Source organism: Bifidobacterium sp. 2450 (genome assembly GCF_041900695.1).
Classification (GTDB): domain Bacteria; phylum Actinomycetota; class Actinomycetes; order Actinomycetales; family Bifidobacteriaceae; genus Bifidobacterium; species Bifidobacterium longum.
This window is the reverse complement of the sequence record NZ_JBHEEA010000001.1, coordinates 52,562-78,838: the sequence shown is the minus strand read 5'-3', so window position 1 is coordinate 78,838 and position 26,277 is coordinate 52,562. Positions and strand designations below refer to the sequence as shown.

The 26,277-nt window shown below is 60.2% G+C and carries 17 protein-coding genes and 1 riboswitch; of the genes, 8 read left to right on the top strand and 9 right to left on the bottom strand.

Annotated features, from left to right (window positions below; genetic code table 11):
* Positions 1 to 8: 8 nt before the first annotated feature.
* The 3 genes from dop to ACEUKI_RS00275 are packed head-to-tail and all read right to left on the bottom strand — an operon-like array spanning position 9 to position 4,021.
* Entirely contained in the window at positions 9 to 1,676 is a 1,668-nt protein-coding gene (gene dop / locus ACEUKI_RS00285; RefSeq protein WP_080786038.1) for a depupylase/deamidase Dop, read from the bottom strand.
* Positions 1,677 to 1,697: 21 nt separating this feature from the next.
* Positions 1,698 to 3,263, bottom strand: coding sequence for a proteasome ATPase (gene arc, locus ACEUKI_RS00280; protein ID WP_115769910.1), 1,566 nt, complete (start codon positions 3,261 to 3,263; stop codon positions 1,698 to 1,700).
* 59 nt (positions 3,264 to 3,322) lie between these two features.
* Positions 3,323 to 4,021, bottom strand: coding sequence for a DedA family protein (locus ACEUKI_RS00275; protein ID WP_041080755.1), 699 nt, complete (start codon positions 4,019 to 4,021; stop codon positions 3,323 to 3,325).
* A 50-nt stretch (positions 4,022 to 4,071) separates the two neighbouring features.
* Here ACEUKI_RS00275 and serB point away from each other — a divergent pair, with 50 nt between their 5' ends.
* From serB to fmt, 4 genes are read left to right on the top strand one after another with little or no spacing between them, the layout of a single operon-like run.
* A complete protein-coding gene (gene serB / locus ACEUKI_RS00270) occupies positions 4,072 to 4,794 on the top strand; it encodes a phosphoserine phosphatase SerB (protein ID WP_179133620.1) in 723 nt (240 codons plus the stop codon).
* Positions 4,795 to 4,833: 39 nt separating this feature from the next.
* On the top strand, positions 4,834 to 7,146 hold the full coding sequence (locus ACEUKI_RS00265) for a primosomal protein N' (protein ID WP_080786034.1): 2,313 nt from the start codon (positions 4,834 to 4,836) through the stop codon (positions 7,144 to 7,146).
* Positions 7,147 to 7,204: 58 nt separating this feature from the next.
* On the top strand, positions 7,205 to 7,909 hold the full coding sequence (locus ACEUKI_RS00260) for an HAD family phosphatase (RefSeq protein WP_080786033.1): 705 nt from the start codon (positions 7,205 to 7,207) through the stop codon (positions 7,907 to 7,909).
* Positions 7,910 to 7,932: 23 nt separating this feature from the next.
* On the top strand, positions 7,933 to 8,919 hold the full coding sequence (gene fmt / locus ACEUKI_RS00255; RefSeq protein ID WP_080786032.1) for a methionyl-tRNA formyltransferase: 987 nt from the start codon (positions 7,933 to 7,935) through the stop codon (positions 8,917 to 8,919).
* A 90-nt stretch (positions 8,920 to 9,009) separates the two neighbouring features.
* Here fmt and ilvD read toward each other — a convergent pair whose 3' ends face one another.
* Entirely contained in the window at positions 9,010 to 10,872 is a 1,863-nt protein-coding gene (gene ilvD, locus ACEUKI_RS00250) for a dihydroxy-acid dehydratase (RefSeq protein ID WP_115769908.1), read from the bottom strand.
* 201 nt (positions 10,873 to 11,073) lie between these two features.
* Between ilvD and rpoZ the strand changes: the two genes are divergently transcribed.
* Entirely contained in the window at positions 11,074 to 11,358 is a 285-nt protein-coding gene (gene rpoZ, locus ACEUKI_RS00245) for a DNA-directed RNA polymerase subunit omega (RefSeq protein WP_007053158.1), read from the top strand.
* Between the two features lie 222 nt (positions 11,359 to 11,580).
* Positions 11,581 to 11,640: riboswitch (SAM riboswitch) on the top strand.
* Positions 11,636 to 12,856 (top strand): methionine adenosyltransferase, encoded by a 1,221-nt coding sequence (gene metK / locus ACEUKI_RS00240; RefSeq protein WP_077422213.1) that lies wholly within the window; start codon positions 11,636 to 11,638, stop codon positions 12,854 to 12,856. (Overlaps the previous riboswitch by 5 nt.)
* Positions 12,857 to 13,310: 454 nt before the next feature.
* On the opposite strand, the gene ileS is transcribed toward metK, so the two are convergent.
* Together ileS and ACEUKI_RS00230 are read right to left on the bottom strand one after the other, a co-directional pair.
* Complete coding sequence (ileS, locus tag ACEUKI_RS00235; protein WP_115769907.1) at positions 13,311 to 16,619, bottom strand: mupirocin-resistant isoleucine--tRNA ligase; 3,309 nt, start codon at positions 16,617 to 16,619, stop codon at positions 13,311 to 13,313.
* Between the two features lie 340 nt (positions 16,620 to 16,959).
* Positions 16,960 to 17,133 (bottom strand): hypothetical protein, encoded by a 174-nt coding sequence (locus ACEUKI_RS00230; protein ID WP_156603998.1) that lies wholly within the window; start codon positions 17,131 to 17,133, stop codon positions 16,960 to 16,962.
* A gap of 79 nt (positions 17,134 to 17,212) precedes the next feature.
* On the opposite strand from ACEUKI_RS00230, the gene ACEUKI_RS00225 reads away from it, so the two are divergent.
* Entirely contained in the window at positions 17,213 to 18,424 is a 1,212-nt protein-coding gene (locus ACEUKI_RS00225; protein ID WP_115769905.1) for a MalY/PatB family protein, read from the top strand.
* 241 nt (positions 18,425 to 18,665) lie between these two features.
* Here ACEUKI_RS00225 and ACEUKI_RS00220 read toward each other — a convergent pair whose 3' ends face one another.
* Positions 18,666 to 20,174 carry a glycoside-pentoside-hexuronide (GPH):cation symporter gene (locus ACEUKI_RS00220; RefSeq protein ID WP_374156330.1) on the bottom strand — a complete coding sequence of 503 codons (1,509 nt, stop codon included), beginning with the start codon at positions 20,172 to 20,174 and terminating at the stop codon, positions 18,666 to 18,668.
* A gap of 325 nt (positions 20,175 to 20,499) precedes the next feature.
* On the opposite strand from ACEUKI_RS00220, the gene ACEUKI_RS00215 reads away from it, so the two are divergent.
* Positions 20,500 to 23,691: a glycoside hydrolase family 2 TIM barrel-domain containing protein gene (locus ACEUKI_RS00215; RefSeq protein ID WP_374156329.1), complete on the top strand. Its 3,192-nt coding sequence runs from the start codon at positions 20,500 to 20,502 to the stop codon at positions 23,689 to 23,691.
* A 59-nt stretch (positions 23,692 to 23,750) separates the two neighbouring features.
* On the opposite strand, the gene ACEUKI_RS00210 is transcribed toward ACEUKI_RS00215, so the two are convergent.
* Both ACEUKI_RS00210 and ACEUKI_RS00205 read right to left on the bottom strand, forming a co-directional pair.
* Positions 23,751 to 24,761, bottom strand: a complete 1,011-nt coding sequence (locus ACEUKI_RS00210) for a LacI family DNA-binding transcriptional regulator (RefSeq protein ID WP_374156328.1) — start codon at positions 24,759 to 24,761, stop codon at positions 23,751 to 23,753.
* Between the two features lie 532 nt (positions 24,762 to 25,293).
* On the bottom strand, positions 25,294 to 26,259 hold the full coding sequence (locus ACEUKI_RS00205; RefSeq protein ID WP_374156350.1) for a ribokinase: 966 nt from the start codon (positions 26,257 to 26,259) through the stop codon (positions 25,294 to 25,296).
* Positions 26,260 to 26,277 lie beyond the last annotated feature (18 nt).

The following is a 26,277-nucleotide window of genomic DNA, read 5'->3' as shown; positions in this document are numbered from 1 at the left end:
TACCAAGTCTAGCGTTCGGCGTTGATGGCCAGCGACTTCAGCAGATCGATGGCGTGTTCGGCCGAATTGAGTTCGGTTTTGCAGCGCGCCTTGGTGAAGGCGAGCGGATCGGAGATATCGAGGGAGAACAGGTGATGGTCGGTAGCGGCCATATGGCCGGCATTGCCGTAGAATTCGACAGATTCGCCCTCGTCTGCGGCGTGCGGGTCGCGAACAGTGAGTCGGGACCAGCTGGCGGCGGCCACCTCGCTACCGAATCGTGCCACGAGTTTCGCCCTGAGCCAAGCGCGGGTGTCTTCCGGCGGTTCGGTGGCGGCGCGTGCGATGTCGGCGGCGCTCACCACCCGTTCGGTACGGGGTTCGAGTTTGGTGAAGATGCTGTCCGCGGGGTCGAGCGCCGCCCATTTCAGGTCGATGACCTTCAGTCGCGGGTCGTTCCAGCCATTGGCCACGCTGGGCGCAGCTGCCGCGGTGATTTTGCGGCGCAGTTTTTCGAGCAGCTGCCATTTGAGCAGCCATTCGATGCGGCTGGCCTCGCCGGTCATGGCCAGACGTTCGTCATCGTCGGCGGTGTGACGGATGGAGGCGCAGTCGATGAGCGCCTGCTGCCACATCGCCATGATGGATGTGGTGGATTTGTCCGGCCAGGCGGGCTCGCCGGCGGTGTCGGTGCCTTCGACCAGTGCGGCGACCTGGTAGACGGCTTGACGTAGTTTGAGCTGGATGAGCCATGCGTTGGTTTCGCCGCCGTTGGCCAGCGGCAGGCTTGCGCCCAGCGTCAGGTCGTGGGAGACGGTGTGCATGGCTTCGACCGGGTCAGCCAGTTCGAGTTCGTCGAGGAAGACGTTCAGATCGAATCCGGCTTCGTCCGCATGTTCGAGCAGCCACAGCAGCATGCTTGTGGTGCCGAGTTTCAGGGCCTGCGGTACCTCCATGCGGTTGGCGTCGCCGACGATGACGTGCAGGCGGCGGTATGCGTCGGTGGAGTGGGATTCGTCGCGCGTGTTGATGATCGGGCGTTCGAAGGTGGTTTGCAGGCCGACTTTGGCGTGGATGTAGTCGGCGCGCTGACTGAGCTGGTAGCCCGGGATCTCGCTGTTCTCGCCGATTCCTACGCGGCCGGAGCCGGCGTAGATCTGGCGGGTGACGAAGTGGAGGGTCATCAGGCGCGTGACTAGGTCAAATGGCACTGAGCGGGCCATCATATAGTTCTCGTGCGTGCCCCAGCAGGAGCCCTTGCCGTCCACATTGTTGCGATGCAGGGCGATGGGGGTGCCGGTTTGTGTGCGGGCGCGTTCGGTGGCGGCCTGCATGATGAGGTCTCCGGCACGGTCATAGCGGACCGCTTCGAACGGGTCGGTGGTTTCCGGTGCCGAGTATTCGGGATGGGCGTGGTCCACGTAAACGCGGCCACCGTTGGGGGCGATCACGTTGGTGATGTTGAGTTGCGGGGAGTCGGTGAGCATGTCCGGGCGGGCGGCGGCACGTTCGAGTCGGGTGCCGCGCGCGTCGTTGACCGGGTCCTCCTGCCGGTAGTCCCAGCGGATGGATTTGCTGTGGCTGTCCGCGGCGCCGTTCACCACGTCGAAGGACAGTTGCACCGGATTGTAGCGGTCCGGGGTGTTCAGGGATACCGCGTATTCGGTTTCGGTGCCCATCACTCGTTTGACGGTCATGTAGTGCTCCTTGAGCTTGAGCTATTCGGCGGTGCGGATGCGGCGGATCGGGTCCATGCCGTTGATGCGCGACCATTGTTCGGGGTCCACGTCGGCCATGGAATCGCGGGTCTCGCGGTATTCGTCTTCCACGGCGGCGGCGAGCAGCGGCACGGTGAGTGCCACGTCCGAGCCGGTTTCGATGGATTCCTTGACCGCTCGGGTCTTGGCCCGGTCCACGATGTTCTTGAGCATCGCGCCGGAGACCACATCGGCCAGGAATAGCGCATGCCACTGGCCGTTCTCCTCCTGCACGTCGCATAGATGGCGGCGTTCGGAGGTTCCGTAGATGTCATGCACCAGCACGGCGGACAAGGCGTGCGCGTCGACGCCATCTTCCAGAGGCAGGTCGTCGGTCAAGTAATGGTCCACGATGGCGATGGCCTGATTGGCTTTGGGCCGGACAACGCGAATCTTCACGTCGAGACGCCCCGGTCGCAGCACAGCCGGATCGATCATGTCCACGCGGTTGGATGCGCCGATCACCATCACATTGTCGAGTGATTCCACGCCGTCGAGTTCGGAGAGGAACTGGGGCACGATCGTGGTCTCCACGTCGGAGGAGACGCCGGAGCCGCGGGTGCGCAGCAGCGAATCCATTTCGTCGATGAAAACGACCACCGGATTGCCGTCCGCGGCGCGTTCGCGGGCGCGCTGGAAGATCAGGCGAATCAGCCGTTCGGATTCGCCGACGTATTTGTTGAGCAGTTCCGGGCCCTTGACGGACAGGAACACGCCTTTAACGCGGGTTTCGGCCGGACTGATCGAGCCGTCGCCGTTCGTATCGTAACCACCCTCGCACAGGGCGTTCGCCACAGCCTTGGCAATCATCGTCTTGCCGTTGCCGGGCGGGCCGTACAGCAGCACGCCCTTCGGCGGCTTCAAATCGTAGCGCTCAAACAGCGCACGATGCTGGAACGGCAGTTGGACGGCGTCCCTGATACGACCAATCTCACTATCCAAGCCGCCGATGTCGGCGAACGTGACGTCCGGGGTCTCCTCCAGCACCAGATCCTTGTCGCCCTCGGCGGGCAGCGCTTCGATGGCGAGGCGGACGGACGGATCGACGATAATGCGGTCGCCCTGATTGATGCCCGCATACGCGAGCGCGCCGGAACGGCGGATGAGCACGGGATTGCCGGAGGCGTCGGTAACGATCAGTCGACCGTCGTCAAGTACCTGCTTGACACTGCGAATCTGGCCCACGGTGTCGGCGTCGCGCTGCTCGACCAGCACGAGCTTCTCGTTGAGCATCACGGTGGCCCCGGCGGTCAGGCGGGCGGCGTTGACGTTGGAGGCCACAGGCACCACCATGCGGCGGGTGCCGGAAATGACTTCGGCCGACGCGTGCTGAATGCCGTCTTCATCGGTGCGGGTGGAATCAACCTTGACCATGGTGGCGAAGGTGAGCGGCGGCTGCGCAAATTGGGCGAGCTGGGATTTCGCCTTGGTCAGTTCCTTGCCGGCGCGGTTCAGCGCTTCGGCGAGCGCATGGTTCTTGGCCATCAGGCGATCGTTCAGCGCGGCGAGATCTTCGGTGTCGCTCATGCGGGTTCTTCGCTTCCCTTCTATCCGGGATTGTCGGCAACTTAGGCAGTCGGCAGACCCTATTCGTTGCCGTCGGCGGATTTCCTGTTACGTATCACAGTACGCACTTTTCGCACCACGAACCATACGATGACCACAATCACGGCCGCAATGACCACGTCCTCGAACACGCCGAGCGCGCCTTGAATCGAGCACCACTGGTCGCCGAGTAGGTAACCGGCGGAAACGAGGATGGTGTTCCACACGGCCGAGCCGAGCAGGGTCCAGCCGGTGAAGTGCAGGAAGTTCATGCGGTTGAATCCGGCGGGAATCGAAATCAGCGAGCGTACCACGGGAATCACGCGGCCGATGAGCACCGACCATGTGCCGTATTGGGTGAACCAGTCGTTGGCTTTGCTCACTTCTTTGCGGCTGACGCCGGGGATTTTGTCTGCCGCGAGATTGATGCGATGCAGGCCCACCCAGCGGGAGATGCCGTACAAGGTCCAGGCACCCAGTACGGAGCCGATGGTGGCCCAGATGATTGCGCCCGGCAAACTCAAGGTGCCGCGTGCGGCGGTGAAGCCGGCGAGCGGAAGGATGACTTCGGACGGGATGGGCGGGAAGATGGATTCAAGGGCGATGGCCAAGGCCACGCCGATACCGCCGATGGTTTCCATCAGCATGATCAGCCAGTCGGTGATGGTGCCGATCAGGCCGGGTTCGGTGGTGGTGCAGATGGGCGTAGGGTCGGTCGCAAGAATAGTGGCGGCTGCCATGGAAAAACTCATAGAGGGCATTGTCCCAAGGTTTTCCAAGAATCAGAAGCATGACGCAAGAAGATGTGCATTTTATTGACAAGTCCGCCGAGAGCGAAGTTGGGAGCCCGACTGGTTCTGCGGTTTCTGTGCCGACGCTGAGCAAGCCCGGCCTGCTGGTTATGGATGTGGACTCCACGCTCATTGACGAAGAGGTTATCGACGAGTTGGGCGTGGTGGCTGGCTGCGGTGAGGAGATTGCCGGAGTGACCGCACGCGCCATGCGCGGTGAACTGGAGTTCTGCGATGCGCTGCGCGCACGAGTGGCCCTGTTGGAGGGCCTGCCGATCTCCGTGTTCGACACGGTGCATGACAAGCTGCATTTCACCAAGGGTGCGCTGGAGCTTATCGACACGCTGCATGAACACGGTTGGAAGATCGGCGTGGTGTCCGGCGGCTTCCATGAAGTGGTCGATATGCTGGCGGCCGAAGGCCATATCGACTATTGGATCGCCAACCGGCTTGAGGTTGCCGATGGGTGCTTGACCGGCAAGGTGCTCGGCGAAATCGTGAGCAAGACTGTGAAGTTGCACGCCTTGCAGACATGGGCGGACCGTTTGGGTATTCCGATGAGCCAGACCGTGGCTGTGGGCGATGGCGCCAACGATATTCCGATGATTCAGGCCGCCGGTCTGGGTCTCGCGTTCTGTGCCAAGCCAAAGACCCAGCTCGCCGCCGACAAAGCCATCAACGACCGCGACCTAACCCACGTACTCGATTACCTGCGCCGGTAAAATTTTACCGACCTCGGCTCCGGCACTTATAGTTGAGCCATGACTACTTCAGGCGCAGAACAGTTGACGCTTGCGGGGCTGGCTCCCCGCATGCGGCGTAAACGTGCGCCTGCGGAGCATACGCCGGCCGAGCAGCATCCCATAGCGCAAGTCGTGCTGGATGTGCAGGCGCTCCACCTCGGTCAGACATTCGATTACTTCATTGATGAAAAAGACAGCGAGGCCGCACAACCGGGTGTGCTGGTGCGCGTGCGGTTTGGCGGTCAGAGGGTCAGCGGTGTGATTTGGGCACGCACCGATACCAGTGATACGCCGCGCTCTTCGATTCGCTATATCGAGCGAGTGCTAAGCCCCGATGTACTGGTTCCCGCTTCGATGCGCGAGGATATCGGTCTGGTTGTCAAAGCCTATGGCGGCACACGGGCCAATATTCTGCGTTTCGCCGTGCCACCGCGCGTGGCCAAGGTGGAAACCGAGCAGCGGTTGGCCGCGTCGTTCCGTCGGCCGGTCGGCGGCTCATTGCTGGATAATACGCAAGGCGGTTTTGCCGGGCGTGGCACCAATCCCGATGGGACCAAACCTGCTGGCTCTACCTTTGCCGTTGCTAGCACCGTTTCGGAGGGAGCTGCGCAGGGGTATCGTCGCCTGACCGCCAATTACGCCGATGTCAATGTGCTTCATAACGCGCTTACCGGTCAACGTTTCCAATCTTTTGTGTTTGATCCGTTGCCCGGTGCACAGGAGTGGCAACGAAACATGGCATGGATGGTGGCCACTGCGTTGAGTGCCGGTAAGGCTGCCGTAGTTGAATTGCCCACCATGCGCGAGGTCGAAGACCTGATGCCTATGCTACGCAATTATGGACTCAAACCATTTGCCCCGGCTCCAACCGGCGGATGGATGGGCGATGTCGCCGTGCTCAATGCGGAGACCATGCCTGCGTCCGACCGGTACCGCACGTATCTGGCTGTGGCGTTGGGCCAGGTGAAGGTGGTGATCGGCACCCGCGCGGTGATGTATGCGCCGGTTGAAGGCCCGGCACTGTTCGCCATTCTGGAGGATGCCGCCTATCAGAACATGGACGGTATGATGCCGTATCCACAGGCTCGCGGCGTGATGCGGTTGCGCGCCAAGTCCCATGGCGGCGTGTTTGTGGCCATGGCCAATGCGCGCACTCCGCAAAGTCAGTGGGAAAACACCGGTCCGGGTACGGTGGAAACTCCGGTGAGCGGCTATTCCACCGCGATTCATCCGCTCGCCTCGCCGCTGAAGGATGCGACGCCTTGGGTGCGTTGGCTCAATCGCGATGAGCTTGCGCGTCTCGCTGACCCGTCCATCGGGGCGCGCGTGCCGCATACGGCCGTCCGCGTGCTATCTAAGGCTTTGGAAAGTGGCCCCGTGCTGCTATCCATTCCGCAAGACAATGTCAGTGAGACCTTGAGCTGTGCGAAATGCCATCGTCAGGTGCGTTGTGCCAAGTGTTCCGGACCGTTGCAACTGCCGGCCGACCGCCGGGACTCCACACCGCGATGCCGCTGGTGTGGGGCTGCCGCCATCAACTGGAAGTGCCCGGGCTGTGGACATGAACGTATGCGCGTGGTGCGTGTGGGGGCTGCCGGCACTGCGGCGGAGCTGGCCGGATTGTTCCGTGGCGTGCCAGTAGTTTTGTCCAGCAAGACGCAGGGTCTGGTGCGCGATGTAGCTTGCCAGCCGATGATTGTCATCGCCACTCCCGGTTTCGAACCGCGCGTGCGTCCGGTCAGTGCCGAGCAGGGATCGGCTGGTCATGAGTATCGTGCCGTGGCCGTGCTCGACGCTTGGACCAGCTTGTATGCGTTAGGCGTGGATGCTCGCTTGGATACATTGACCGCGTGGATGCGTGCGGTGTCATTGTGCGCGCCACGTTCCCGTGGCGGCCAGGCGTTGATTCTCGGCGAAACCGACCCGGCCATCGCCCAATCGCTGATGCTCTGGGATTCGAGGATTCTTGCAGCCAAGGATCTCGAGGAGCGTGTGGAGACCGGTATGCCGCCGGCCGTAGCCGCCGCCTGCGTGTGGGGCCGCCGTGATGCGGTGATGACGCTGATGCAGCGTATCGGCGCCCTGGGCGGCGATTGGACGGTCTGCGGCGAGCTGCCCGGCATGTTGGGCCCGGTGCCGATTGCGCAACCGGACACGGTTGATGCCAGGGAGCTCGAAGCCACGGCCGACCGGGTGAAGGCAGTAATCCGTGTGCCACAGAGTCGGCGGGCCGAACTGGCGGCCCGACTGCACCGGGAAACCGCTCGTCATGTGGCGTCCCGCGAGCCCGGCGAGCTTCGCTTCCGAGTAGATCCCAAAGATCTGATCTAATCGTCTCCAACACGTGAAACGATGATTACAGAACGAACATCGCTATAAGGAGGACACCATGAAGGGTTGGCCCGGAGAGCCGGATATGGATTACGACGTGCTGGTCGCGGACGGCGAGGCCGCCGCGAACGCCTGCAAGCCGATCACCGACGTGATCTTCGATTTCGGCAACGTGCTGATTTACTGGGATCCGGCGGCCGTGCTCATCCCCCGCTACAGCCAGAAGACCATCGACGAATTCCTCGACAACGACATCTCCGGCTTCTACGATGTCAACGACCTGATGGACGGCGGCACCAGCACTGACGAGGCCATCGCCATCATGCGCCGTGACAAGGGCGATAAGTGGGCGGACATCCTCGACTACTACATCAAGAACTTCCGCGACTCTCTGACCGGCATCGTGCCGGGCGCGCGCGTGCTGGTCAATGATCTGAAGGCCGCCGGTATTGGCGTGTGGGGCCTGAGCAACTGGGAATCCAGCCTTTTCCACGTGGCCGAGGAACAGTGCGATATTCTGCAGCAGCTTGATGGCAAGCTCGTCTCCGGTTTCGTCAAGCTGCGCAAGCCGCACAAGGAAATCTACGAGGCCGCGCTCAATCAGTTCGGTATCAAGGCCGATGGCGCGTTGTTCATCGACGATAAAGCCATGAACATCGTCGGTTCGAATGCGGCCGGTATCCGTGGCGTGCGTTTCCAGGATCCGGTCAAGCTGCGTGAACTGCTCATCGCCAATGGCGTGAACATTCCGGCCGTGCAGTGAGCATCGACGTTTCAGGGAGGACCATGCTCAAACTCGTGTTCGCCGGCACCCCCGATGTAGCGGTGCCCTCGCTCAAGGCCTTTGCCGCCGACCCACGTTTTGATGTGGTCGGCGTCATTACCCGCCCCGATGCGCCTACCGGTCGCGGCCGCAAGCTCACGCCCAGCCCGGTCAAGGCGACGGCTCTGGAGCTCGGGTTGCCCGTCATCGATCTCAAACCCCGCTCCCCCGAATTCATGGAAGCGCTGAACGACCTGCACGCGGATATCGCCGCGGTCATCGCCTATGGCAACATCCTGCCTAAGAACGTACTCGACGCAGTGCCCATGGGCTGGTACAACCTGCATTTCTCCAACCTGCCAAAGTGGCGTGGCGCCGCTCCCGCCCAGCGTGCGATTTGGACGGGCGACCCGACCACCGGCGCCGACGTGTTCAAGGTCGGCGAGGGTTTGGACGATGGCCCGATCGTCGCTTCCCTGACCATCGAGCTGACCGGCCGTGAGACCTCCGGCGAACTCCTCGACCGTCTGTCCGAGGAAGGCGCGCCCATGTATGTGGATGCCTTGGCCGCCGTGGGTGAGGGCACTGCCACATTCACCGCGCAACCGGCCGAAGGCCTGGAATACGCGCACAAAATCACGGTGGAAGATGCTCGTATCAGCTGGACGGACGAGGCCGAGGCCATCGACCGTCAGGTTCGCGCCTGCACGCCACATCCTGGGGCATGGACCGAACTGTTTGCGGAAGGGCCAATCGCCGATAATGACGAGCCGGCCGCCAAACCCCTCACCCTGCATATCCTCGCCGCGCAACCGGCCGACCAGTCCAATCCCAACACTCCGGCCGAGCTTCAGCCCGGCGAGCTGAAGGTGGGCAAGAAGAACGTGTGGGTTGGTACCGGCAGCACGCCGCTGGAACTCACCCAAGTCAAGGCGCAGGGCAAGAAGGCCATGCGTGCCGCCGACTGGGCCCGAGGCGCGCGCCTCTCCCCCGCCGCCTGCGTGCGATAACAAGCAATATCGCTCCCGCCCGGAAGCACAGCAAAAAGCCCGGCATCTTCGCGAGGAAGATACCGGGCTTTTCAGCTATGCAATCGGCGATCAGTTGAGACCGGAGAGCTTGTTGATCAGCTCCGGGTCACGCGTCGCACCCTTGTCGGCCGAGCGGGCGAAGGCGGCGTACGCCTTCAGCGCCTGGGAGACGTGACGGTTGCGGTGAGCCACGTAGCCGTCGCCAGCCTCAAGCTCGCGACGACGCTCGTCCAGCTGCTCGTCAGTCAGTTCGACGTTCACGGAACGGGCTTCGATATCGATATCGATGATGTCACCGTTCTTGATGAGCGCCACCGGGCCCTTGTTGGCAGCCTCAGGCGCCATGTGGCCGATGGCCAGACCGGAGGAACCGCCGGAGTAGCGACCGTCGGTGAGCATGGCGACCTGCTTGCCGATGTCCTTGCCCTTGACGAAGGAGGTCGGGTACAGCATTTCCTGCATGCCCGGGCCACCCTTCGGGCCTTCGTAACGAATCACAAGCGCCATGCCGGGCTTCAGGGTGTCGTTCAGAATGACCTCGATGGCCTGCTCCTGGGAGTCGACCACCAGAGCCGGTCCACGGAACTTCCAGATCTCCGGCGGAACACCGGCGGTCTTGACCACGCAGCCGTCGGGGGCCAGGTTGCCACGCAGCACGGCGAGGCCGCCTTCGTGAATCTCCGGGTGGTTGATGTCGTGGATGGCGCCGTTGGCGCGGTCACGGTCGAGCGAGTCGAACAGGGTGGTGTGCGTCCACGGCTCCGGGGAGATGATGTGGCCAGGAGCGGCCTTGTACATCTGCTGGGCTTCCTCGGTGCAGGTCGGGCGCATGATGTCCCAATCGGCCAGCTTGGCTTCCAGCGTCGGGTAGTCGATGGAGTGCACGTTGGTGTGCAGCTTGCCGGCGCGGTCGAGCTCGCCGAGGATGCCGGTGATGCCGCCGGCGCGGTGCACGTCGGAAATCTCCCACTTGCCGGACGGCGAGGCCTTGCAGATGCACGGCACGGTGTGGGAAATACGCTCGATGTCGTCCAAGGTGAAGTCCACGTCGGCGGACTGGGCCATGGCGAGGATGTGCAGCACGGTGTTGGTGGAACCGCCCATGGCCACATCCATGGTCATGGCGTTCTCGAAGGCTTCCTTGGTGGCGATGGAGCGCGGCAGCACGGAATCGTCGGAATCGTCGTAGTACTGGTGGGCGATCTTGACGACCTGCTTGGCGGCACGCTCGAACAGGTCCTTGCGGTAGGAGTGTGAGGCGAGGATGGTGCCGTTGCCGGGCAGGGCCAGGCCGATGGCCTCGGTCAGGCAGTTCATCGAGTTGGCGGTGAACATGCCGGCGCAGGAGCCGCAGGTCGGGCAGACGGTCTTCTCATAGTTGAGCAGTTCCTCATCGGAGACGCTGTCATCGGCGGTGGCGTACATCACGTCGATAAGGTCGGTGCTCTTGACGGTGCCGTCGGCGAGCACCGTGGTGCCGGCCTCCATCGGGCCACCGGAGACGAACACGGTCGGGATGTTGAGGCGCAGGGCGGCCATCAGCATGCCCGGCACGACCTTGTCGCAGTTCGGGATGCAGATCAGGGCGTCGGCACAGTGCGCATTGCACTGGTATTCGACGGTGTCGGCGATGATGTCGCGGGAGGGCAGGGAGTAGAGCATGCCGGTGTGACCCATGGCGATGCCGTCGTCCACGGCCATCGTGTTGAACTCGCGCGGAATGCCGCCGGCTTCCTTGATAGCCTCGGAAACGATGCGGCCGACCTTGTTGAGGTGGACGTGGCCGGGCAGGAACTCATCGAACGAGTTGGCGATGGCGATGATGGGCTTCTTGCCCATGTCGTCTCCGCTGACGCCTGCAGCACGGTAGAGGGCTCGGGCGCCTGCAAAGACACGCCCTGACATAATTTTTGCAGATCGCATTTCAGTCATGGTTCTATTCAAGCCCTTGTGAGGGACACGCCACTTGTCAAGAGTCGAATAATGGAATTTGCAAAAGCGTAACGTTTCTCACACATATTTTTGGAATACATTCCTCCACTGGAAGTCTGGCGGAGGTCCGGCAGAAGTCCCCCCAAACGGCTACACTTGCTTCGGTTGAGATAGATTTTCCAATGTCTGGAGATAAGAACAATGGCTTTTGGTACTGACCCGACACCCGACGGTCTTGCGAACCCGCCGATCGACGACCTGATGAAGCACGCCGATTCCAAGTACGCGCTGGCCATTTTCGCCGCCAAGCGCGCACGCCAGATCAACTCCTACTTCACGCAGCTCAACGAGGGCCTGCTGCAAAACATCGGCCCGCTGGTCGAATACCAGAACAATGAGAAGCCCCTGTCCATCGCCTTCCGCGAAATCGACGAGGGCCTGCTTGAGGAGACCTTGGGCGAGGACGACGCCAACGAGGGCAACTGATCGATTCCGACAATTCGTTTGGATTGTTTGGACAGTTCGTCGCCGAATGATGGTGTGAGAGTTCTCTCACAACTGATTTTGAGCGACACGCTTGCCTGAGCTATCGCAATCGGCTATAACTCAACATCAGGAGCGAACAAGACGTAAGGCTCGCGCCACCGCGCTGGTTGGCACGAGCCTTTATTTATGCCCGCTTCCGCAGTGACAAGTAAAAATTGACACCGTATCATTGTGCCTCGCATCCCGCGGGGCGATAAGTCCTGAAGAAAGGGATGATATGACAGAAGAACATCGGCTTATTTCCGCCGAATCCGTGACCGAAGGCCACCCTGACAAGGTCTGCGATCAAATCTCCGACGCCATTCTTGATGATTTGCTGGCCCAGGATTCGTCCAGCCATGTGGCCGTGGAGACCTCCGCCGCCACCGGCGTGTTCCTGGTCTTCGGCGAAGTCACGTCCAAGGGGTACTGCGACGTGCAGTCCAAGGTCCGCGAAACCTTGCGCAACATCGGCTACACCTCCTCCGAAGTCGGCCTTGACGCCGATTCCTGCGGCGTGGTCGTGGCCATCACCGAGCAGAGCGCCGAAATCAACCAAGGCGTTGCCCGTCTGACTGGCGATCAGGAGACCGCCGCCAGCCGCGAAGAGCGTTACGAAGCACAGGGTGCCGGCGATCAGGGCGTGATGTTTGGCTACGCCACCGACGAGACCCCGACGCTGATGCCGCTTCCGATCTACTTGGCACATCGCCTCGCCTTCCGTCTGACCGAGGTTCGTAAGTCCGGCGAAGTGCCGCACCTGCGCCCGGACGGCAAGACCCAGGTGACCATTGAGTATGACGATAACGATAAGCCCGTTCGTCTGGACACCGTGCTGATCTCCACTCAGCACGATCCTGAGGTTACGCAGGATTGGCTTGCTGTTGAGCTGAAGAAGCACGTGATTGACCCGGTGCTTGATGAGGTGCTGGGTTCCAAGGTGCCGCATGACAACTACCGCCAGCTGGTCAACCCGACTGGTTCGTTCATCCTGGGCGGCCCGGCGGCCGACGCCGGTCTGACCGGCCGCAAGATCATCGTCGACACCTACGGTGGCGCTGCCCACCACGGCGGTGGCGCGTTCTCCGGCAAGGACCCGTCCAAGGTCGATCGTTCCGCCGCGTACGCCACCCGTTGGGTTGCGAAGAACATCGTGGCTGCCGGCCTGGCCCACAAGGTCGAGATCCAAATCGCCTACGCTATTGGTGTTGCCGACCCGGTATCCGTCAACGTGGAGACCTTCGGCACCGAGCAAGGCGTGACGCGCGGCCAGATCGCCGCCGCCGTGCGCAAGGTCTTCGACCTGCGCCCCGCCGCCATCATCGACGAGCTCGACCTGAAGCGCCCGATCTACTTGAAGACCGCCGCTTACGGCCATTTCGGCCGCACAGACGTTGAGTTCCCGTGGGAGAAGACCGACAAGGTCGAGGAGCTCAAGGCCGCGATTGCTGCGGAGTGAGGTGCTCTAATTAGGGCAGATAGACCATAAGAATAGGGTGCTTTCCGCTGTTGATGGAGGAAAGCACCCTATCTGTTTTTTCGCAGTGTCCTACGAATCTGTTCTTATTTCAATCCACGCACCCCAGTGGGGTGCGACACATGCACAACGTAAGCATACCGCGATGTACAAAGAATGGTCTCACTGCTTGGCGTTAAGGCCACTTCTATTAACGAACATGAAACTCTGGCATGTCGACTAAATTTCCATTTCATTGACTCTCCTATTTTGAAAAAACTGCATTAGTGAGGTTTTTTCAAAATAGGAGCGCTCATACAGACTCCTGTCTAGTTCGAGCGGATAGTTGACGTATGTCTCGGGGCACAAAAAAGAGTGGCCCCGCTGCTCAATCAGCAGCAAGACCACCCTCAGCGAGCAGGCGGAATCAGAACCTTAGCTCAGCCGCCCATCAGCATCACGCCTTAACAACCTCTACGCTCAGCTCGGCGCCTTCCTTCACCTCGAAGGAGGTCGCCAGCGTCTCGTGGGCGATCAGGTCGCGGAACTGCTCGACCTTGGCCACGTCGTCAGCAGGCACGGTCAGCACCAGCGAGATACGGTCCGCGATGTCCAGATCGGCAGCCTTACGTGCGTCCTGCACAGAACGAATCACATCGCGGGCGTAGCCCTCGGCCAGCAAATCGGCATCCAGCGCGGTGTCGAGGATCACGAAACCACCGGTCGGCAGCGCGGCGGAGACCGAAGCGGCGGCCTCGGTGGCGTTCTCCTCTTCCACGCGGTTGATGAGCTCGTACTCGCCTTCGACCAGTTCCAAATCGCCGGACGGCGTGGAAACCACCGGAGCGCCGGAAGCGTTTACGCTCCAGTCGCCGGACTTGGAGGCCTTGATGGCGAACTGCACCTGCTTGCCCAGACGCGGGCCGGCAGCGCGAGCGTTCACGCGCAGCTCGTGCATGATCTTCAGACCTTGGGAACCGGCGTCCTCCATCGTGCAGAATTCGATGTCCTTGACGTTGAGCTCAGACTTCAGCAACTCGCCGTAGGCCTTGACGGCGTCCACATCCTCGGCCACCACAGTGAGCTTGGCAAGCGGCTGACGCACGCGGACCTTGGCGGACTTGCGCAGGGACAGAGTGCCGGAAACGACCTCGCGGACCTTCTCCATCGCGGCAACCAAAGCCGAATCGTCAACCAGCACGCGACCAAGTTCGGTATCCGCACCGGTCTTCTCGTCCGCCACATACGGCCAGTCGGCCAGATGCACGGACTCGCCACCGGTCAGGCCGCGCCACACGGACTCGGCTTCCATCGGAGCAAGCGGTGCAAGTACACGCATGAACGCCTCAAGCACGGTGTACAGCGTATTGAACGCGTTGGCATCCTCGTTCCAGAAGCGGTCACGGGTGTTGCGGATGTACCAGTTGGTGAGCACGTCGATGAAGTCGGAGACCGCATCGCAGGCGTCGGAAATCGCGAACTCGTTCAGCGACTTCTCCACACGCTCCACCAGACGGCGGGTGCGAGCCAGCAGATAGCGATCCATCTGCGGCAGACCAGCGACCTCATCAGCACGCAGCTGGCGGGCGTCGAATCCAGCGCCACCGTTGGCCGCGTTGGCGTACAGCGTGAAGAAGTAGTAGGAGCTCCACACCGGCAGCATGACTTGGCGCACGGTGTCGCGAATGCCTTCGGCGGTGACGATCAGGTTGCCGCCGCGCAGAATCGGCGAAGACATGAGGAACCAGCGCATGGCGTCGGAACCGTACCTGTCGAACACGCCGTTCACGTCCGGGTAGTTGCGCAGGTGCTTGGACATCTTCTGGCCGTCGGAGCCGAGCACGATGCCGTGGCAGATCACGTTCTTGAACGCCGGGCGGTCGAACAGGGCGGTCGCCATGACGTGCAGCAGGTAGAACCAGCCACGGGTCTGTCCGATGTATTCGACGATGTAGTCGGCCGGGAAGTGCTGCTCGAACTTCTCCTTGTTCTCGAACGGGTAGTGGAACTGCGCGAACGACATGGAACCGGACTCGAACCAGCAGTCGAGCACATCGGAAATACGGTGCATGTGCGACTTGCCGGTCGGGTCGTCCGGGTTGACGCGGACCAGGTTGTCAATCCACGGACGGTGCATGTTGATGTTGCCGTCCCTGTCGCGCGGGTAGTCGCCGAAGTCGGCCTTGAGTTCTTCGAGAGAACCGTAGACGTCCACACGCGGGTACTTCGGATCGTCACTCACCCACACCGGAATCGGGGAACCCCAGAAACGGTTGCGGGAGATGGACCAGTCGCGCGCGTTGGCGAGCCACTTGCCGAACTGGCCGTCCTTGACGTTGCCCGGGATCCAGTTGATCTGCTGGTTCAATTCCAGTAGACGCGGCTTGATCTTGGTCACGGACACGAACCAGGAGGACACCGGCTTGTAAATCAGCGGGGTGGCGCAGCGCCAGCAGTGCGGGTAGGAGTGCACGTAGCTCTTCTCCTGAAAGAGGATCGCGCGCTGGTCTTCGGGAATCTCGGCGAGTGGGCCGTCGCCGGCACGCAGGTTGCGCAGGATCGGCTTGTTCGCGTCGAACACGTACATGCCCTCGTACTCGGGGCACTGGGAGGTGAAACGGCAGCCGGCGTCGAGCACATCCGTGCTCTTGACTCCGTGCGCGTTCAGCGTGTTCATATCGTCTTCACCGTAGGGAGCCTGGTGAACCAGACCGGTACCTTCGACAGTGTCGACGTAGTCGGCGGTGAAGATCGTGTAGCCGTTCGGGCCGGGCACGTTGCCTTCGGTCTCGGCCTTCTGACCTGCGAAGTACGGGAAGACCGGATAGTAGCGACGACCAGCCAGCTCGGAGCCCTTGAGCTCGCGCACGACCTCGTAGTTCTCGCCGAGTTCCTTCTCGTAGTGCGGCAGCAGCGGCTTGCCGAAGTAGAACTTCTTGCCGGCGAACCTGCCTTCGGTGGGGCGCACCTCGACATAATCAATGTCAGCACCGACCACGATGGCGAAGTTGGTGGGAACGGTCCACGGGGTGGTGGTCCAGAAGACGGCGTAGGCGTCGTCTTCATCGCGCATCTTCACGGCCACGGACACGGTGGAGTCCTGACGATTCTGGTACACGTCAGCGTCCATGCGCAGCTCGTGCGCGCTCAGCGGTGTGCGGTCCTTCGGGCAATATGGCAGCACACGGTAGCCCTGGTAGGCCAGGCCCTTGTCGTAGAGCTGCTTGAAGGCCCACATCACGGACTCCATGTACGGGATGTTCAGGGTCTTGTAGCCGTGCTCGAAGTCCACCCAACGGGCCTGACGATGCACGTAGTTCTGCCATTCGTTGGTGTACTTCAGCACGGAGGCGCGGCAGGCGTCGTTGAACTTGTCGATGCCCATCTTCTCGATCTGGTCGACCGAGTCGATGCCGAGCTCCTTCTGCGCCTCAAGCTCGGCGGGCAGGCCGTGGGTATCCCAGCCGAACACGCGGTTGACCTTGCGGCCCTGCATAGTCTGGTAGCGCGGGATCACGTCCTTGGCGTAGCCGGTCAGCAGGTGGCCGTAGTGCGGCAGACCGTTCGCAAAAGGCGGGCCATCGAAGAACACGAATTCGTTCTGGCTGTGGTCGCCGGAAGGGTTGCGTTCAACGGACTTCTGGAAAGTGTCGTCCTTGTCCCAGTAGTCGAGAACGGTCTCCTCCATGTCGGGGAAGCTGGGGTTCGGCGCGACGTGCGCGGTCTCGCCGCCCTCGTTCGCCTTGGGATATACGTTTTCGCTCACCGTAAATCTCCTGTTAGTACTGTGCACTGGTCCTACAGGAGCGTCATTGATGGCGATTGCCGGGCGCCGACGTGTGCCGGCTGGGTTCACGAATGTCACGCACCGAACCGTGGGGCCGATTGCGTCAATCGCCTCGCAGCCGGAACTGACTGTGTTCCGCCCGGAACAGCCATGTTTGCCGTTCCTGCCTACGAGGACGATGACGGGCGCTGGTATGCGCTCCGCACCGCGGTACCACCTCGCTTATCGCACCAGTTGCGCCGCTCCGAACTGTTGCACTCGGAGCCGCGAGCCTGCGCGACCGCTTGTGTTCGGCTGTCTCGGGCCGATCCCGTCGGTTCTACTGGGCGATTGCCGCCGTTCTTCCGAAGACTCCCCGCTGATAACGGATCACCGCCTCACAACGGTGCATATCGTAACACGCCACGCGGTCAAATCGATGGGAATGTTCATCAGGAATGTTCATTTTTTTCTCATTTTTGTATTCATCGCGTGCACCATTGTCAGCAAACACGCTAGGCTCCTTTACCGGCGATATTGCAATCTGGTTCAGGGGCGGCTCCCGTATGGGCCGGAGAAAGGATTATTGAGGAATGACGTACGATTTCACGTCGATTATGAACAGGCACGGCAAGGATGCGATTGCGGTCGATGGGTTGGGAACCGACCTAGGTTTCGCTCCCGACCCGCCGAAGGACGGATTTGACGTGATTCCGATGTGGGTGGCGGACATGAACTTCCCGACCGTGCCCACCATTCCGCAGGCCATCATCGAACGGGCGAAGCATCCCGCCTACGGGTACTTCTCCCCCACCGACGACTATTACAACTCCATTATCGACTGGCAATCCACGCGCAATGGGGTTACCGGATTGACCAGCGAGGCGATCGGCTATGAGAACGGGGTCTTGGGTGGCGTGATCAGTACGCTGACCGCGTTCGCCGCTCCTGGCGACAGCGTGCTCCTGCACAGCCCGACTTACATCGGGTTCACCATGTGCATCGAGAACAACGGCTATCGCATCGTCCACAGCCCGTTCAAGTTGGACGAGCACGGCGTATGGCGCATGGATTACGAGGATATGGATAAGAAACTCAAGGAGCATCACATCCATGTGGCCGTGTTCTGCAGCCCTCACAATCCTTGCGGGCGCGTGTGGGAGCGTTGGGAAATCGAGAAGGCCATGGAAGTGTACAAGGCCAACGATTGCGTGGTCATTTCCGACGAGATTTGGTCCGATTTGACTCTGGGGAATCACCAGCACATCCCCACCCAGTCGGTCAGCGAGGACGCACGCAATAGAACCGCGGCGTTCTACGCGCCCAGCAAGACCTTCAACCTCGCCGGGCTCGTGGGCAGCTACCACATTATCTATAACCCCATGCTGCGCGACCGGATCGTGGCCAAGGGCTCGAAGTCCCACTATAACGAGATGAACGTGCTTTCCATGCATGCGCTTATCGGTGCCTACAAGCCTGAGGGGCATGAGTGGCTCGACGAACTCAAAGAGGTGCTCACCGGCAATGTCGACTACGCCTATGACTACATCACCAAGCATTTCCAAGGGGTGAGTTTGGCCAAGCCAGAGGGTACCTACATGCTGCTGCTCGACTGCGAGCAGTGGTGTAAGGCCCATGGTTTGACTTTGGCGGAATTGGAGAAGCGCGGCTGGGATGTGGGCGTCGATTGGCAGGACGGCAGCATGTTCCAGGTTCCCTACAGCATCCGTGTCAACCTTGCGTTGCCCTTAAGCCGCATCAAGGAAGCCATGCGCCGCCTTGACCAATACGTATTCAACGCGTAAACGGCATGCATCCGCGATTGCGGTGTCCTGGAAAGACGAATGCCGCCAACGAGGTTGGTGCCCGTTGGCGGCATTCGTCATAGTGAAGCCGAGCCAATCTACCTTCTCACCGTTGCCCTGCTTGTCGGGCAGGTTCTTCAGTAGCATCGGCATATGTGTAGCTAACGAATGATGCTCCGACGTATTTTCATTGGGAACCGTAGGATTTGGGATAGCGACGGAATGCGTTACTCATGCACGACTAATCGTCGAGGCTGTCCACGCCGAGCTTCTCTTCCAGCTCGATGACAATGCGTTCGTGCATCTTTTCGTCGATCTTCACCGTGAACATGAAGACGAGAAGACTCAACACGATGAAGGCAAGCGGGATGTAGAGCGCGAAGGTCTCGAAGGTGCGCACGTTGGCGGCGGTCATGTCGGCGGCGGTGGCGGAGCCGACCATACCGGCGGCAACGGCCACGAAGCCGACGATGCCGTTGGACAGCGCGCCCGCGATCTTGTCGAGCATCGGACGCACGGAGAGGGTTACGGCCTCGTTGCGCTTGCCGGTCTTGAACTGGCCGTATTCGATGGAATCGGTCAGGGAGAGGATCGCGGTCATCTGGATGAACGTGCCAGGCAGGTAGAACAGAATCAACGCCACGATCACCACGGGCAGGCTGGTCGAATCGAGAATGAACAGCACATAGCCGATTACCATAAGTATCATGCCGCCGCAGAACAGGTATCGGCGCGGTATGCGGCGGTTCAGAGCCGGGTAGAGCGGCGCCATGACCAAGCCCGCGATCACGGGGACCACGCCAGTGATCGCGAAGGCATCCGGCAGGTTAAGCACGAACTTGAACAGATAGAACATCACGCCGTTGGTGGCCACATTCGCCACTGCATACAGCAGGTAGCTCAACGCCACCCACAGCAGCTGGTCATTTTTTGCGATAGCGGCGAACGCCTGCAGCGGGTTGCCGCTCTGATCTGCCTTGGAACGCAGGGCGCTTTCGTTTTCTTTGGTGCCGAACGCCACGGTCCATGCGGTCAGGATGCCGAGCAATGCGGTGATGATGCCGAATGCCGTCCAGCCCGACTGACTTTCGGCGCGAGCACCAGTGAACATGAAACTGAAAGTGGTCACGATTGGTACCACGACAATGGTGCTGCCGTTATAGCCAATCGAACCGGTGAACGTACCGAGCGCAGTATATACGCTGCGTTCGTGCGAGTCGGAGGAGATGGCGGGAATCATGCCCCAGTAGGAGATGTCACGCATCGAATAGAACACGTCGAGGACGATGAACACCACGACGAACAGCACGATGAACCAGGTCTGGTTCACGTTGACCAGCCCGAACAGACCGGTGTAGACCATGACGAGCAGCACGGCGGAGACCAAGCCGCCGATGAACTGCCACGGGCGGAACCGGCCGAAGCGGGTGTTGGTGTTGTCCACCAAGTTACCCAGTAACGGGTCCAGGAAGATCTCTGCGATACGGATTATCACGATAAGGCTTGTGATCAGTGCGATGAGTTTGGTGGCCAAGGCTTTCTCGACATTGACGAACAGCACGCTGGTCACGTAAACGACGAAATAGGTGCTCAGCGCGTTATAGAACGCCGACTGGCCTAGATTACCGAAAGCATAGGCGGCACGGCGCCTCAGAGCCTCTGCTTTGGTAGGACGATTTATCTGGCCGGATTCATCTCCGGCCGGATTCGGTGATTGGGATTCGCTCTCCGGCGACTGTGAAACGGACATTGACATCTCCTCCTTGGAGTCATTCTCGGTGAGGTCTTCTCCGACCTCGTTAGAGAGTGTACATCATTACCAAGATTTAATAATTTTTTTCACTAATTATTGTCAATAGAACCAACCTCAAAACCAATGTCACAGCACTCGCAAAAATCGCAGAATTCCAACGAATACACACCTCTATCACCATATGAATTATCGACAGCGCGACACACCGCCACAGAAAATACCTCCAGTAACTTGCGATTTGCACCATCAGGTTTTACCATAATCAGTAAAGAGTTTTACTCTCTGAATCGACAACGTGGTTATCAACTCAAGGAAAGCGGTTATGCAGCATCCCATCCCCACCACCATCGCATCATCTGATTGGCTCACCGATCCGACCGTATTCGCCGTCAACCGCGAACCAGCCCATTCCGACCATCGCTTCTACGATCACGTACCGCAGCCGAACGAAACGATGAGCCTCAAGCAAAACCTTGACGGCTTGTGGAATGTCGCCGTGACGACCGCCCCGGTTTTCGGCTTCCCCATGAACGATTCCGGCAACGCTGGATCTCCGGATTTCACCGCAACCGATTATGACGACACCGGTTTCAGCCGCATCGCCGTTCCCTCAACACTGGAAACCAAAGGTCTGCTGAACCATAAGTACGTCAATGTGCAATACCCCTGGGATGGCCACAGCGACCCCAAGGCTCCCAACATCCCCACCGATGGTCACGTAGCCATCTACCGCCGCACTTTCGAGACAAGCGCCCCCGTCGCCGCCGCTATCGAAAACAAGCGCCGCATCACGCTGACCTTCCACGGCGCCTCCACCGCCATCTACGTCTGGCTCAACGGCTCCTTCGTTGGCTACGCCGAGGACTCCTACACACCCAGCGAATTCGACGTCACCGAGGCACTGATTTCCGGAACCAATACACTGGCCGTGGCCTGCTATGAATACGCCACCGCAAGTTGGCTGGAAGATCAGGACTTCTGGCGCATGCACGGCTTATTCCGCTCCGTTGAACTCACCGCGCAACCCACGGTGCACATCGAAGACCTGCACATCACCGCCGATTTCGAGACGGCCACCCATGCCGGCACCATCGACGCCCATGCCGTGATCCGCAACATCGCCGACGCCAAGCAGCTCAGCGCCGTACTCATGGATGCCAACGGCACGCCGGTCTGGCAGGATTCCTATGCCATGTCCGACATCGTCGACCCCTCCGGCGCACCCTGCTGCGGCACCGCAGACACCGCGATCGACAGCACCGCCGTGCAATTCCGCGCGAATCTGACCAACATTCGCCCATGGAGCGCCGAAAAGCCCTACCTGTACACGCTGACGCTCACCGTGCGCACAGCAGACAACAGCATCATCGAAGTGGTGCCGCAACGTCTCGGCTTCCGCCATTTCGAAATCGTTGACGGCATTATGCGACTCAACGGCAAGCGCATCATCTTCCGCGGCGCCAACCGCCACGAGTTCGACGCGCGTTTGGGCCGTGCCATCACCGAGCAGGAGATGCTCACCGACATCATCACCTGCAAGCGCAACAATATCAACGCTATTCGCACCTCCCACTACCCGAATCAGACGCGATTCTACGAACTGTGCGATGAATACGGCCTGTACCTGATCGACGAGACGAACCTTGAGACCCACGGCAGCTGGACCATTCCCGGTGATGTGGAGACCCCTGAAACCGCCATTCCGGGCAGCAATCCCATCTGGGAAGGCCCTTGCGTGGACCGTATCGCCAGCATGATCGGGCGCGACCGCAATCATCCGAGCGTACTGATCTGGTCTCTGGGTAACGAATCGTACGCAGGCGAGGTGTTCCGCGCGATGTACCGCTTCGCTCACGCGGCCGACTCCACGCGACCCGTGCATTACGAAGGCGTGGTGCACGACCGCCCCTTTGACGACGTGACCGACATCGAGACTCGCATGTATGCCAAGCCCGCGGAAATCGAGGAATATCTGACCAATGATTCGAAGAAGCCCTATATCTCCTGCGAATATATGCACGCCATGGGCAATTCGGTCGGCGGAATGCATCTGTACACCGAGCTGGAGCGTTACCCGCATTATCAGGGCGGCTTTATCTGGGACTTCATCGATCAGGCCCTGTGGCAGCAGCTGGACGACGGCACCGAACACCTGACCCACGGTGGCGACTGGGACGATCGTCCCTGCGACTATGAGTTCGCCGGCGACGGCCTAGTCTTCGCCGACCACTCTCCCTCACCGAAGCTGCAAGAGGTCAAGCGTCTGTACGCTCCCGTGGTACTGACCGCAAGCGACCACGATGTGACCATCGAAAACCGCAATCTGTTCGTCTCCACCATTGATTTCGCGTTCACGGCGAAACTGCTGGCGGACGGCAATGCCATCTGGCAGGCCGACTACCGCTTTGATGTGCCCGCCGGCGAGACCCGCACCTTCCCGATTGACTTCCCGTCAGTGGACGCCGCTGGCGAAATCACCTATGAGGTCGATCAGTCGCTGGCAACGGCAACACCGTGGGCACCAGCCGGCTATGAACTGGCGTTCGGCCAATACACCGTTCAGTCAGTCGCGCCGGCTTCCGCCGGAACCGATTCGACCGCATCCGGCGCGGTTCCCTCCACGGCTGATTCCGATACTTCCGATACCGGTACAGTAACGGTTGGCCGCTGGAACATCGGCGTGGTCAGCGGTGACGGACGTACCGAAGCGTTGCTTTCACGCACGCAGGGCGGCATGGTGTCATTCAAGCGTGACGGTCGCGAAATGGTGTTGCGCCGTCCGGCGATCACCTGCTTCCGCCCGCTGACCGACAACGATCGCGGCAATGGCAGCGGCTTCGACCGCGTGCGCTGGTTCGGTGCCGGCCGTTATGCACGTATGGCGAATCAGCAGTTCTCGCAAACCGAGACTGGTGTCATCGCCGAATACACATATACGTTGGCCGAACCGGGCGAAACCCAAGTTGCCGTGCGCTATGAGGTGGATGCCGCCAGCGGACGTGTACATCTGACCGCCCGATATGCCGGTGCCACCGATGCGCCGACGCTGCCGGCATTCGGATTGGAATGGACACTTCCCAAGCAGTACGAGAACCTGCGCTTCTACGGCCTTGGCCCCGAGGAGACCTATCGCGACCGTCTGCACGGTGGCAAGCTCGGCATTTTCGAGCGCACCGCGGCCGAAGACAATGCACCGTATCTGGTGCCGCAGGAGACCGGCAACCATGAAGACGTGCGTTGGGCCGAAGTGCTTGACGCCCAAGGACACGGCATGCGTATCAGCCAGGCCGGCAGCGAACATTTCGCGGCGAGCCTGTTGCCGTACAGCTCGCTCATGCTGGAAGAGGCGACCCACCAGAACGAGTTGCCGCCGGTCCGTCACACGTTCCTGCGCCTGTTGGCCGCGCAAATGGGCGTGGGCGGCGACGATTCATGGGGCGCGCCCGTCCATGAGCAGTACCAGCTGCCCGCCGATCGCGCCTACACGCTCGACGTGAATCTGGAACTGTTCTAGCAGCGATAAAGAAGCTCCCTCTGACGGGGGAGCTTCTTTATCACACAGAGGGAGCTTCTTTATCGTGCTGGTACGAAACTGTCACGCACCACTAGGGTGGTGGAGATAAAGGTGTGGTGGTGCAGCGTGCGCCGACTGGAGATGGCCTCGGCAAGCATCGTAATCGCAGTATCGGCCAGCTCATTCTGGTCAATATCGTAACTGGTCAATGCCGGCGAAGTGTACTGGGCGATGGCCTGGTTATTGATACTGATCACACTGGTATCGCGAGGCACCAGCACTCCCGCAGCAGTAAACGCCTGCAGTACGCCGACTGCAATCGAGTCCGCAGCCACGATGAACGCATCCGGCATGTCATCTCGATGATCGTTAGCCGCTTTCTCCCCTAGAGTGCGCCCGGTGTCCACAGTGAACGCGCCTTGCGCGTAAATCAGGCCTTCCGCATCCAGCCCCAAACGCTCGGTCCAATTGCGGAATGCGGTTAATCGGCTGTCTTCCGGGTATTCGTGCAAACCCATCGTGAAGCCAGTACCGCCGATATAGCCGATGCGTCGTTTGCCCGAAGGCACCAACACATCCAATGCGTCCAAAATGGTTTGGCTTAAATCCGGTTGTACCGAATCGAACAGGCCGGGCGCAGGATTGATGTCGATGAATACGCCATAGGGCAATACCCGATGGAGTTTCAACAGTTCATCCGAAGAAAGTACGGACGGTCCGATGGAAATGAAACCGTCGAAATCACCGGCGTTGGCAGTCAGATCATCGATATGGGAAAACGACGTGAGTTCCATGTGCTGGGCTCTGGCATTGTCGCCGAGCACGGACCGCAGTTCATCGAAATAGGCGTCCGCCAGTTCTTCCTCGCGGGTGGCGTTGTCGAGTACGGCCACACGGCGTGGCAATGCGATACGGCGTGATCCGGTAGCGTAGCCAAGCTGCTCGCTGACCTCGATGATACGACGTCGCGTCTCCTCTTTGACGGACAATGTCGGGTCCCCATTGAGCAGCCGGGATACCGTGGCCTGCGAGAAGCCTGATTTCTGCGCGATCTCCTTCATCGTGACCATAGTTGAGCCTCCCCCGCCCCAATACGCAATACTACATAGTATTTCAGTAAATAACTTTACTACATAGTGTAACTCACGTCATGCGGGTATGACGCCGTATGGTTGCAGCATCGTCATACCCGCAGCACTGATGTGCACATGCATGTTTCATGGCCCTCCGATAATTATCGGGCAGGCGGGAATCCCCAGACCGTGGAGTCAATGCGCTGGATTTTCCCGGACTTGTCAAAGACAACGGTGATGTCCGGCTCAGTAAAACTGCTGGTCGAATCCCCGAATCGGTATGGATCACTCCAGCCGATAACGGCATGCATCATCACGGTCCGAGTTTTCGCGTCATAGGACTCATCGAGTACTCGATACTGTTATGCGTGGCCGTAGTCCCGCCCAGACCGCCGCCATTGCCTTGATGCATTTGCTGACAATACTTTGTAAAATCCGCGCCGAGAACATTCGACACTGCATAGCGCCTAAATGAACGCGTTAGGTCTGCACCAATTCACGGTCGGCAATACTCCACACTTCTCAGTAATCAATTCGCACCAAACCGCTCACGAATCTGAGCAGCAGTACCATAAGAGGCTTGCGCACCGAACCCAGTCGCGGCGTACGCGGAAACGTATGAGGCCAACTGCGCACTGTCCGCCAACGCATGACCCGAGGCAAGTCCGGCCAGAACCGTGCCCATAAAGGCATCTCCGCACCCGGTAGTGTCGATGGCCTCAACCGCAACTGGCGCAATACGATAGATATCATCACCATCGATGACTACCGAACCATCCCCGCCAAGCGTAATTACCGCCTGATTAAAGCCGAAGTCATGCATCTGCCGCGCCACATCAGACCAGTCCAGTCCATCCCAATCGTCATCGTCCGGCTCGGCAATGCCCAGCAGCTGTGCCATTTCATGTTCATTGACCAACAGAATGTCCGAAGCCTCGATAAGCTCAGCGGGCAGTTCAGCAACGAATGGCGAATCGTTGAGCAATACCTTGAGCCCGGCATCATGACAGAGGCGAGCGCATGCCGTGACCGTTTCCATCGGACTTTCCAAACACAGTCCCAGTACATCGGCTGAGGTCAGATTATCCCGCATCGATTGAATATACTCAACACTGACGTAAGCGTTAGAGCCGGGAGAATAAACAATCGTGTTCTCTCCTGCCGCGTCTACGGTGATGACCGTGGTCCCGCTGGCCCCATCCACGTGCCGAATATAACTGGTGTCCACACCGGTATCGTTCAATGCTTCAAGCAAAAAATCCGCATTAGCGTCGGAACCGAGCACACCAAACAATCGGACTTTGGCTCCAAGACGAGCGGCCGAAACAGCCTGATTCCCCGACTTGCCACCAGGAAGCACCCGCAACGGCCCTCCTAGCACTGTCTCCCCCGGTTTGGGCAGACGCTCGGTGGTGACGGTATAATCGGCATTCATCGAGCCAACGACGGACACGGCCCCATGAATGCAATCAAGAGAAACAAGCGTTTCATCCATAGCAGGCATGATATTCCC

Coding starts and splice junctions, on each gene's coding strand:
- dop (WP_080786038.1), bottom strand. CDS start 1,676: ATGACCGTCAAACGAGTGATGGGCACCGAAACCGAATACGCGGTATCC.
- arc (WP_115769910.1), bottom strand. CDS start 3,263: ATGAGCGACACCGAAGATCTCGCCGCGCTGAACGATCGCCTGATGGCC.
- ilvD (WP_115769908.1), bottom strand. CDS start 10,872: ATGACTGAAATGCGATCTGCAAAAATTATGTCAGGGCGTGTCTTTGCA.
- rpoZ (WP_007053158.1), top strand. CDS start 11,074: ATGGCTTTTGGTACTGACCCGACACCCGACGGTCTTGCGAACCCGCCG.
- ACEUKI_RS00215 (WP_374156329.1), top strand. CDS start 20,500: ATGCAGCATCCCATCCCCACCACCATCGCATCATCTGATTGGCTCACC.
- ACEUKI_RS00210 (WP_374156328.1), bottom strand. CDS start 24,761: ATGGTCACGATGAAGGAGATCGCGCAGAAATCAGGCTTCTCGCAGGCC.
- metK (WP_077422213.1), top strand. CDS start 11,636: ATGACAGAAGAACATCGGCTTATTTCCGCCGAATCCGTGACCGAAGGC.
- ACEUKI_RS00265 (WP_080786034.1), top strand. CDS start 4,834: ATGACTACTTCAGGCGCAGAACAGTTGACGCTTGCGGGGCTGGCTCCC.
- ACEUKI_RS00225 (WP_115769905.1), top strand. CDS start 17,213: ATGACGTACGATTTCACGTCGATTATGAACAGGCACGGCAAGGATGCG.
- ACEUKI_RS00220 (WP_374156330.1), bottom strand. CDS start 20,174: ATGTCCGTTTCACAGTCGCCGGAGAGCGAATCCCAATCACCGAATCCG.
- ACEUKI_RS00205 (WP_374156350.1), bottom strand. CDS start 26,259: ATGGATGAAACGCTTGTTTCTCTTGATTGCATTCATGGGGCCGTGTCC.
- ACEUKI_RS00260 (WP_080786033.1), top strand. CDS start 7,205: ATGAAGGGTTGGCCCGGAGAGCCGGATATGGATTACGACGTGCTGGTC.
- fmt (WP_080786032.1), top strand. CDS start 7,933: ATGCTCAAACTCGTGTTCGCCGGCACCCCCGATGTAGCGGTGCCCTCG.
- ACEUKI_RS00275 (WP_041080755.1), bottom strand. CDS start 4,021: ATGGCAGCCGCCACTATTCTTGCGACCGACCCTACGCCCATCTGCACC.
- serB (WP_179133620.1), top strand. CDS start 4,072: ATGACGCAAGAAGATGTGCATTTTATTGACAAGTCCGCCGAGAGCGAA.